Source organism: Flavobacterium fluviatile, assembly GCF_010645065.1.
Lineage (GTDB): Bacteria > Bacteroidota > Bacteroidia > Flavobacteriales > Flavobacteriaceae > Flavobacterium > Flavobacterium fluviatile.
In genome coordinates, this window is record NZ_JAADZW010000009.1 from 161,073 (window position 1) to 169,623 (window position 8,551).

Consider the following 8,551-nt stretch of genomic DNA (forward strand, 5'->3'; position numbering starts at 1 on the left):
TTTTTTTTATTTTCTAAGTATCAAACTTATATCTAAGTATTTTACTTATTTACATGGCAAAATTATAAGCTTAACTTGGAATAAAAACTGCCAAAACGCAGTTTTTTGAAAAAAAATAAGTATTTATACTTAAGTATTTATTTTGATTTTTGACAACGTACAGTACAAGTTCATAATCAGTAAGAAATTAAATCGAAACCTACGCTATGCAGACACATTGTCCTTAAGTTGAGGAATCGTATTCGTCACTTCGAGTGATTTTTAATTATAATGCGATAGCTTTTATGATTAAAAATTGTATCGAGAAGTTTTTAGCACTAAGGTTTCCCCCATTCTAGCCCCATGCTAGCACGAGCGCAATGTCATTAAGTTAACGTCACTTCGAGTGATTTTTAATCATAATGCGATAGCTTTATTATTAAAAATTGTATCGAGAAGCTTTCTAATACTAAGGTTCTCGATACATTTTCTTTAAAAAAAGCTATCGCATTTTTAAAGAAAACACTCGAACTGACGACAATATCCCTTAACTTAATGACAGTGGACGATCGCTAGCTGAAGCGTCACACTCGTAAACGCAAAAACTTATGAGGAGTTAAAGAGTTTCCTCGGATAAGCTTTGCAATTACAAAATTTAAAACCTCAATTTACATTACGTTTTAGTGTATTTTGTGGTTATCTTTTTAAAAACAAATCTGATCTTCACTTATAGCTTTAGGTGCAAACTTTTTCGCCATATAAAAAACTTTATTTCAGTTACTTATATGATAATTTTAAAAATATTATATTTATACTAAGTAAAAAAAGTTGTCTCACTGTAACCGTTACTAAATAAATTTATAAAATGATAAAGTTTATACCGTTGTTGATTTTTATAAGTTTTATTCCATATTCATTTGGACAGAAAACTGCTGATAGCCTTCCAAAAGAATCAAAAGAAAAGAAAATCGAACTCAGGGTAATGCCTTACGTGAGTTATAACCGAAACCTGAAATTTATGTTTGGTGCGATTCCCATGATGATGTACAAACTCAATTCAGAAGATAGCATTTCACCTAAATCATTGTCCGGAATGTCGGGTATTTACACTACAAACAAATCTTATGTAGTAGCTGTTTTTAATAAATGGTATATGAGCGAAGACAGATGGCGCTTAAAACTTTTCTTTATGACAGGCAATCAAAATTCACAATTTTTTGTTGACGATATCGAAGAAGCCGATTTTTATGATTACGGAACCAAAATTACGATTTTAAGTGCCGGCGTTCAGCGCAAAATTACAGGAAAATTTTATGGTGGTCTCTCCTACACTTACTCACACTACAATACAGTTTATGAGGATGACATCTCGCCCTCTTCTATTTCGCATAGCAATGCATTGGTCGTCAATTTATTGTACGACACAAGAGATGCTGTTTACTATCCTTCTAATGGATATAAAATTAAACTGGACTGGTCAACTTATCCCAAGTTTTTCGACAACGAACTTGCCTCGAACAGAATATCAGTTGCAGCTAACAGGTATTTTCAAAATCGGGATCAGAAGGATGTGATTGCGGTGAGAATTTATGGAAAATTTGGACTTGGAGATGTGGCATTTGAACAACAATCTACACTTGGAAACAGAGATATTCGTGGATATTCTGAAGGTAAATACAGAGGCGCAGGACTTATGGATATACAGGGTGAATACCGTTATAATTTTGGAAAAAAAATGGGATTGGTAGGTTTTGCAGGACTTGCTACTATTTACGGATCTGACAGTCCTGAATTCGATTGGAAGTTATATCCGGGTGCCGGACTAGGTTATCGCTATAATCCATTCAAAAAAACAAAATTTAATGTAGGTTTGGATGCTGCCGTCGGTAAAGGAGACTGGGGAATCTATTTTAGAATTGGTGAAGCATTTTAAAATCTATCACACTGGCACAAGTGTCCCGCTGGTGAACGCAAAGAAAGTCAAAAAACTAATTACGAAAACGCTCGTGCCAGCATAAAATATAGTATCACTTTCTCGTCCCTAACAAATACAAAATCTTAGTTGGTCCGGATTTCACCCTTCCAACTTCCCAATTAAAATTTTCTTTGTTATCTAACTTAGAAATCAATTCGTTCATTTCTTCAACAGAATACGTTCTTAAAGAAGAAACTACGCCATCCCATAAAATTAAAACTGGTACAATCGGAATAAGATACGTAAAAATGATTCTGCCAATATGAAATGGCCTTATAAAGGGTGCTGTCACCAATACGGTAAACGGCGAAAAAATCATAGCCGTAATACTCTGAAAACTTCTTTCCTGCCCTTCAAAAATCGCAATAGAACTATTCGTGTCAATTGCATTTTGTAAAATCTGCTGTGCATCTTTGGGCTTAAAATGATGAAAGGATAAAAATTGCGTTCGAAGTCCTTTTAGGTTTTCGGGAACGTTTCTGGCATCGACTGATGTTCTTACAAAATCGAAATTGTTGGCTTGTTTTTGCGTGTGCTCAAATGCTGGAATATTGGGAAAATAATCGGTGAGCAGAATTTTTAAATCGGGGTTGTTTTGTCGCAATTCGGTGTTAAGCCAGATAAGTCCGCCACCACCGCCAGAAGCGAGATCAATAATCTGATTGGTCCGGCTTTCTTTTAACCCTTTTTCGATTATCGGAACTATGCCTTTGTACATCGCAGTTTTATTAGAAAGAAACTGTAGAAAATCGGTCATGTAATTTCTAATAAATTCCGGAAGCCATTGCTGATCTTCAAATTCGAACAAGTGTATTCTGCTCATACATTATTGATTTGGGTTTTATACAAATTTCAATAATTTTATTTACAAATCCACTTATAACTCGTTAAGTTTAATTAGTTTTTGATGATATTTTTCGTCAGTTCGAGTGATTCCGATTTTTCATCGGGATTGTATCGAGAACAGAAAATTATCATTCAAAATGGTTCTCGATACATTTTTTTGTTCCGTTTCTCTGCAAAAAAAACACTCGAACTGACGATTCTAATAATTAGCACTAACAAGTTTACATAAATTTAAAATAGCAGTTTTTCATTCCACATCAAATTGTAATTTTACTTTTATTTTAGCCCTAGCCACACATTTCACATTTCACATTACACATTTCATAAAAAAAATGATTACAAAAGCAACTTTAGAAGATATCCCCGCATTAGTAACCTTAATCAACTCCGCTTACAGAGGCAAAACCTCTAAAAAAGGCTGGACAACCGAAGCGCATTTACTCGAAGGAAAAAGAACCGATGAACAAGAAATGACCGAAATCTTTCTTGATCCAAAAAACACGGTTCTAAAATTTACAGAGAATGACACCATTATCGGATCAGTTTTATTGGTCGAAAAAGGACATCAATTGTATTTGGGAATGCTGACGGTTTCGCCGGAACTACAAAACAGCGGCATCGGGAAAAAACTTTTGGCTGAAGCTGAAAATCAGGCTAAAGCTTTAGGGTTATCGAGTATTATTATGACTGTTATTTCCGTTCGGGAGGAACTTATTGCATGGTACAAACGCCATGGTTATGTGGATACTGGTGAGCGTGAGGCTTTTCCTGAGAGTGAGATTCATGTTACGGTATCTGAGGTTCCTTTGGAGTTTATTTATTTGGAGAAAAAGCTGGTTTAGGGTTTTACCGCAAAGATTCACCAAGAGTTACGCAGAGATTCACGAAGTTCTTTTTATTCGCTTAGTTGCGAAGCCGAAGTTTTTCACGCAGATTTAAAAAGATTTAAGCAGATGTACGCAGATCTTTTTAAATCTGCTCAAATCTGCAAAATCTGCGTGAAATAAAATCTATTTTATTCTTTAGTCAGTGTTTTTAATTCGCTACGATTACAAATTCACAACGTCTTTTCCAATCTCGCAAAGTCACAAAGTTCATATTATAAAGAAAAAAAAATTACACTTAAAAAATCCCCATATTCTCCGGCTTTATCGTAAATCCGATCCGTACCATACTCTTATGTTCCTGATAATCAATTAAACTTTCTGTATAACCCACAAACCACTGAAGGGTGAGATAATAATTTTCGTTTTTGTACGGTCTCCAGTTTACCTGTGTCTGCAAAGATCCATAGTTGATAAGACCGCTTCCTTTTCTGAAAAGAATGTCCGCACTCCATCTTCCGGGCTGTATTTGATAAGTGGCACTCGCTTCACCATAACCCACATATTTCGTCAGTCCGGGATTATCATCTTTATCCACAAGTGGAATCCAACCTCTCAAACCCACTACCCAGCGTGGTGAAATCTGTGATTTTAAAGAAAAAGCAAGCATGTTCCAGGTTCGTGAATAAATAGAATCCCTTCCGTTAGATTCGTGTTCCAGCGAGATTGTTCCATATGTTAGTTTTCCTCCCTTTAAATAAAATGGACGGACTATGGCTACACCAGGATTGAAATTAATTTCTTCAAACGGCTTTGAGCTCGCGTAAATATCCCAAAAAGCTTTTTGGGTGTACATGAGGTAAGGAAAAAAGCCTCCCCACAAAGGCTCTGAATTCAATCTGAGCTTAAAACTTACCTGATATTTAACATCGGCATTATCACGGGTAACGTGTGTATTGATTGGGATTCCTGTCAAAAAATAATTGTCTTTATGAACCGAAAAACTAGGTTCTTTCAACAGGGAATCTGCTGCGCGAAAATTTTTTTTAGTCTCTAAAATAGGTTCTAAAATTTGGGAATTTACTGGGATTGAAAATAGAATAATAAGAATCAATAGGTATTTTGAGTGCATTCTGTAATTTAAATTTGGATTATTATTTGCTTTTACACAAGTTATATTATTTCAATAACAAATATTAACTCAATAAAATAAGAGTTGACTCAATAAATAAATTTATGAAAAACTTTAGGGGTTTTTACCGCAGAGATTATCAAAGGGTTTCGCAGAGGTTCTCTAAGTTTTTCTTTTTTAATCCCCAAAAGTCACAAAGGTGCAAAGTTTTTCCCTATTCAGCATAAAGTAACCAGATAGTTTGTAATTTCGATGAAGGAGAAATTAAACTCGTAATTCGACAAAGATTGGCGATTCTGATTACGGAGTTTCTTGCGGAGATTCCTCGTTCCTCGGAATGACAAAAATGAGAAAAAATCTGAGTAAAATATAAAACTTTGTGCTTCTGAGACTTTGCGATTTTTTTTAAAATCTGTGTACAAAATTCATAAAAACCTCTTATGAAAACGAGTGCCGTAGCCCTGATGGAAGCGGCATACTTTTGTGGCGGGGTTCGCCACAAAAGATATAGCGGACAGCAGGAACAGCTCCTGAAAAAACTTATAATTTTACAGAACAAGCTCTTCAAACAAACGCTGAATTGTCTTGTCTAAATCTTCACACATTCCGGGATGTGGTCTTGAGGTTTGAATAGCAGAACTTCTGATAGCTGTCAGCCACCGAAAACGGGACGGAATATCCATTTCACCAATTGCTCCCCCATCTTTGTCTCCGCTCGCAATTTTCTTAAGGGCAGTTACATTGCAGTGTAGCTGATCCAGATCAAAATCGCTTGAAAGGGCTTGTATTTTAGCATCGTCGATATGCGATAGCACTTTTATAAATTTTGCTTTTTTGCAAAACAAAATGATTCCGATATTCAGGAACTCTTCGCGCTCTACCCTTGGCACAACACGAATTACGGCATATTCGTATAAGTAACTATCTTGCATTTTGAGCCTGATTTACAAAAATTTCTGAATTCTCTAATCTCGTTTTTAGAAATTGCAAATACACATTTCTCAAACCTTCCGGTGTTTCGTCGGTATCTTCCCACTGTAGCCATTCTAACGGAATTGTATTTACAATTTCTTCTAAAATTTCGGGCGTTAAAATCGCTTTAAATTCGGCATCGACCTCTTTTAAAAGTGCAGCCTGAGGCAGTAAAACATGATCTTTAATCAGTGCAAACGGACTTTTGGCATGCGATTCCCAATTGTTCCAGGAATGATGAAAGTAAAGACATGCTCCGTGATCGATCAGCCACAGTTCTTTATGCCAGATCAGCATATTAGTATTTTTGAAAGTTCGGTCAACATTGGTAATGTAAGCATCCAGCCAGACAATCTGGGAAGCTTGTTTCGCATCCACAGTCGTCACCACCGGATCAAAAGTTATCGCTCCTGACAAGAAATGAAGTGCCAGATTGAGTCCCTGGCTTCCCTGCAGTAAATCCTGAATCTCTTCATCAGCTTCTGTACGCCCAAAAGCTTCATCCAGATTGGCAAAAACTAATTCCGGCAGCTGTAGTTTTAAAGCCTTGGCAATCTGTCCGCCGACCAATTCGGCAATCAGTGCTTTTACGCCATGACCGGCACCTTTGAATTTAAGGACATATTTAAAGTCATCATCAGCTTCAGCCAACGCCGGCAAAGACCCGCCTTCTCGCAATGGCGTAATATATCGGGTAACATTGACCGTTCTGAGATCGAAATTGTTTTTCATATAAGTAAAATATATTTCTTATACAGTATTTACTATACTACAAACTTACTCTTTTAGACAATTGAATTCTTATACTTCATCAATTTTTCGATTTCAAAATTCCCATAAATAGTATTAAAAATAAAAAGCTCCACCAGGAGCTTTTATTATATTCAAAAGAATTATCTAATTGACAAATTATCTCATTATCAAATTATTATTCCTGATCTTCAGTATTATGCGATTTCACATAATTCCTCCATTTTTCGATACAATCCTGAAAATCCTGAGGCAGTTCGGTATCAAAACGCATCATTTCGCCTGTATTAGGATGAACAAATCCAAGTGTCTTGGCATGCAGCGCCTGACGTGGCAGGGCTTTAAAGCAGTTTTCAATAAACTGTTTGTATTTTGTGAATGTAGTTCCTTTCAGAATCAAATGGCCTCCATAGCGTTCATCATTAAATAACGGATGACCGATATGTTTCATGTGTGCACGAATCTGGTGCGTTCTTCCTGTTTCCAGTTTACACGAAATTAAAGTCACGTAACCAAAGCGTTCCAGAACTTTATAATGCGTGATGGCCGGTTTACCTATTTCAGGATCAGCAAAAACCGCCATTTGCATACGGTCTTTCAAATGTCTGGCAAGATTACCTTCAATCGTACCGCTGTCTGCCGCAACATTTCCCCAAACAAGCGCAACATACTCACGCTCTGTGGTTTTAGCCTCAAATTGTTTTGCTAAATGTGTCATGGCAGCTTCTGTTTTGGCTATAATCAAAAGTCCGGACGTATCCTTATCAATTCGGTGAACCAAACCTGGACGTTCGCTGCTGTTCATTGGCAGATTTTCAAAATGGAAAGCCAAAGCATTCACCAAAGTTCCGGTATAATTGCCATGCCCGGGATGCACTACCAGCCCTGGCGGTTTATTGATAAGCAAGAGCGCTTCATCTTCATAAACGATATCCAGCGGAATATCCTCCGGATCTACTCTATTCTCAAACGGCGGATGCGACAGCATAACCGTTATAACATCAAAAGGTTTAACTTTGTAATTTGACTTTACCGGAATATCATTCACAAAAATGTTTCCGTTAGTGGCCGCATTCTGAATTTTATTTCGCGTGGCATTCGGAATCAAATACATCAAATATTTGTCAATACGTAAAAACGCCTGACCTTTTGGGACTTCAAATCTGTAATGTTCGAATAACTCGTCTTCCAGATCTAAATTTTCTTCATTATTATTGTTCATCAGCCGGGGTTTCTTCAATTGGCGCAGCAGTACTGTCTACAACCTCACTTTCATCTACATAAGTTGCTTTTCCGTCACCTAAAACCAGGTCAATTTTAGACGCTTTAAGTACACGGTCACCTACTTTCAGGTTTCTTCCTTTATAACGCATCTCCAAAACCATATCTTTTCCAAGATTCGGAATATACGTAATCGTTCCTTCCTGAAGCCCTAAAGCTTTAAGGGTCGGAACCGCTTCACGATATGTTTTTTCTATTAAATCCGGAATTCGAACAGATGAAAAACCCGATGCATTAATTTTAATATATATTTTTCGTCCTACTTTTACCTTTGTTCCTGGTGACGGATCCTGCTCTACCACACTAAATTTAGGATATTCACTTCTGTAATCAACACTGTCCAAAAGCACATAATCCAAATCCAGTTCGTCCAGTTTTTCCTCAACCTGCTCTTCCGTCAGTTTCGATAAATCCGGAACCGCAATTTCATGTCCGTGATCCGTTGTAAACGTCAGCCAGTGCATAAACAAATAGCCCAAAACTACAATAATAGCAGCTGCGCCCAACAGTTGTAAAAAAAACACACGGCTCGTTAAATAATTACGTAAACTCATAAATTTATTTTTAGATGAACGCAAAGATAAAGCTATTTCGTTTCAAAAAAAATGATAATTTTGTTTTAAGCAAGAAAGCGAATAATCAGGAGCTGTTTCCCGCTTTCGCCTATATCTTTTTACCCGCAAAAAAGCGGTCAAAAAGGATACCGGCTCTATCGGGGCTCATATCTTTGACATAGATTAAAAATATGAAAATGTATCTTTGAAATACTAACAATTAATAAACAAAACGAAT

Annotated in this window: 8 protein-coding genes; 2 read left to right on the forward strand and 6 right to left on the reverse strand. The window is 36.6% G+C overall.

Annotated features, from left to right (window positions below; all coding sequences use genetic code 11):
- Positions 1-844 precede the first annotated feature (844 nt).
- Positions 845-1,912, forward strand: a complete 1,068-nt coding sequence (locus tag GXM17_RS11760; protein ID WP_163399521.1) for a BamA/TamA family outer membrane protein — start codon at positions 845-847, stop codon at positions 1,910-1,912.
- Between the two features lie 94 nt (positions 1,913-2,006).
- On the opposite strand, the gene GXM17_RS11765 is transcribed toward GXM17_RS11760, so the two are convergent.
- Positions 2,007-2,777 carry a hypothetical protein gene (locus GXM17_RS11765; protein WP_163399522.1) on the reverse strand — a complete coding sequence of 257 codons (771 nt, stop codon included), beginning with the start codon at positions 2,775-2,777 and terminating at the stop codon, positions 2,007-2,009.
- A 355-nt stretch (positions 2,778-3,132) separates the two neighbouring features.
- On the opposite strand from GXM17_RS11765, the gene GXM17_RS11770 reads away from it, so the two are divergent.
- Complete coding sequence (locus GXM17_RS11770; RefSeq protein ID WP_163399523.1) at positions 3,133-3,642, forward strand: GNAT family N-acetyltransferase; 510 nt, start codon at positions 3,133-3,135, stop codon at positions 3,640-3,642.
- Positions 3,643-3,922: 280 nt separating this feature from the next.
- Here the strand turns inward: GXM17_RS11770 and GXM17_RS11775 are convergent, their stop codons facing one another.
- The 5 genes from GXM17_RS11775 to GXM17_RS11795 form a co-directional block, all read right to left on the reverse strand.
- Entirely contained in the window at positions 3,923-4,642 is a 720-nt protein-coding gene (locus GXM17_RS11775; protein WP_244307386.1) for a phospholipase A, read from the reverse strand.
- A gap of 662 nt (positions 4,643-5,304) precedes the next feature.
- Positions 5,305-5,688: a DUF3037 domain-containing protein gene (locus GXM17_RS11780; protein WP_163399525.1), complete on the reverse strand. Its 384-nt coding sequence runs from the start codon at positions 5,686-5,688 to the stop codon at positions 5,305-5,307.
- Positions 5,678-6,460: a HipA family kinase gene (locus GXM17_RS11785; RefSeq protein WP_163399526.1), complete on the reverse strand. Its 783-nt coding sequence runs from the start codon at positions 6,458-6,460 to the stop codon at positions 5,678-5,680. The genes GXM17_RS11780 and GXM17_RS11785 overlap by 11 nt, the downstream gene beginning before the upstream one ends.
- 196 nt (positions 6,461-6,656) lie before the next feature.
- Entirely contained in the window at positions 6,657-7,700 is a 1,044-nt protein-coding gene (locus GXM17_RS11790; RefSeq protein ID WP_163399527.1) for an RluA family pseudouridine synthase, read from the reverse strand.
- Complete coding sequence (locus GXM17_RS11795; RefSeq protein WP_163399528.1) at positions 7,690-8,313, reverse strand: PASTA domain-containing protein; 624 nt, start codon at positions 8,311-8,313, stop codon at positions 7,690-7,692. The genes GXM17_RS11790 and GXM17_RS11795 overlap by 11 nt, the downstream gene beginning before the upstream one ends.
- Positions 8,314-8,551: the final 238 nt, after the last annotated feature.

Bases quoted from the DNA above. Each gene is read 5' to 3' on its own strand.
- GXM17_RS11765 (WP_163399522.1), bottom strand. From the start codon at position 2,777: ATGAGCAGAATACACTTGTTCGAATTTGAAGATCAGCAATGGCTTCCG.
- GXM17_RS11760 (WP_163399521.1), top strand. From the start codon at position 845: ATGATAAAGTTTATACCGTTGTTGATTTTTATAAGTTTTATTCCATAT.
- GXM17_RS11780 (WP_163399525.1), bottom strand. From the start codon at position 5,688: ATGCAAGATAGTTACTTATACGAATATGCCGTAATTCGTGTTGTGCCA.
- GXM17_RS11795 (WP_163399528.1), bottom strand. From the start codon at position 8,313: ATGAGTTTACGTAATTATTTAACGAGCCGTGTGTTTTTTTTACAACTG.
- GXM17_RS11785 (WP_163399526.1), bottom strand. From the start codon at position 6,460: ATGAAAAACAATTTCGATCTCAGAACGGTCAATGTTACCCGATATATT.
- GXM17_RS11770 (WP_163399523.1), top strand. From the start codon at position 3,133: ATGATTACAAAAGCAACTTTAGAAGATATCCCCGCATTAGTAACCTTA.
- GXM17_RS11790 (WP_163399527.1), bottom strand. From the start codon at position 7,700: ATGAACAATAATAATGAAGAAAATTTAGATCTGGAAGACGAGTTATTC.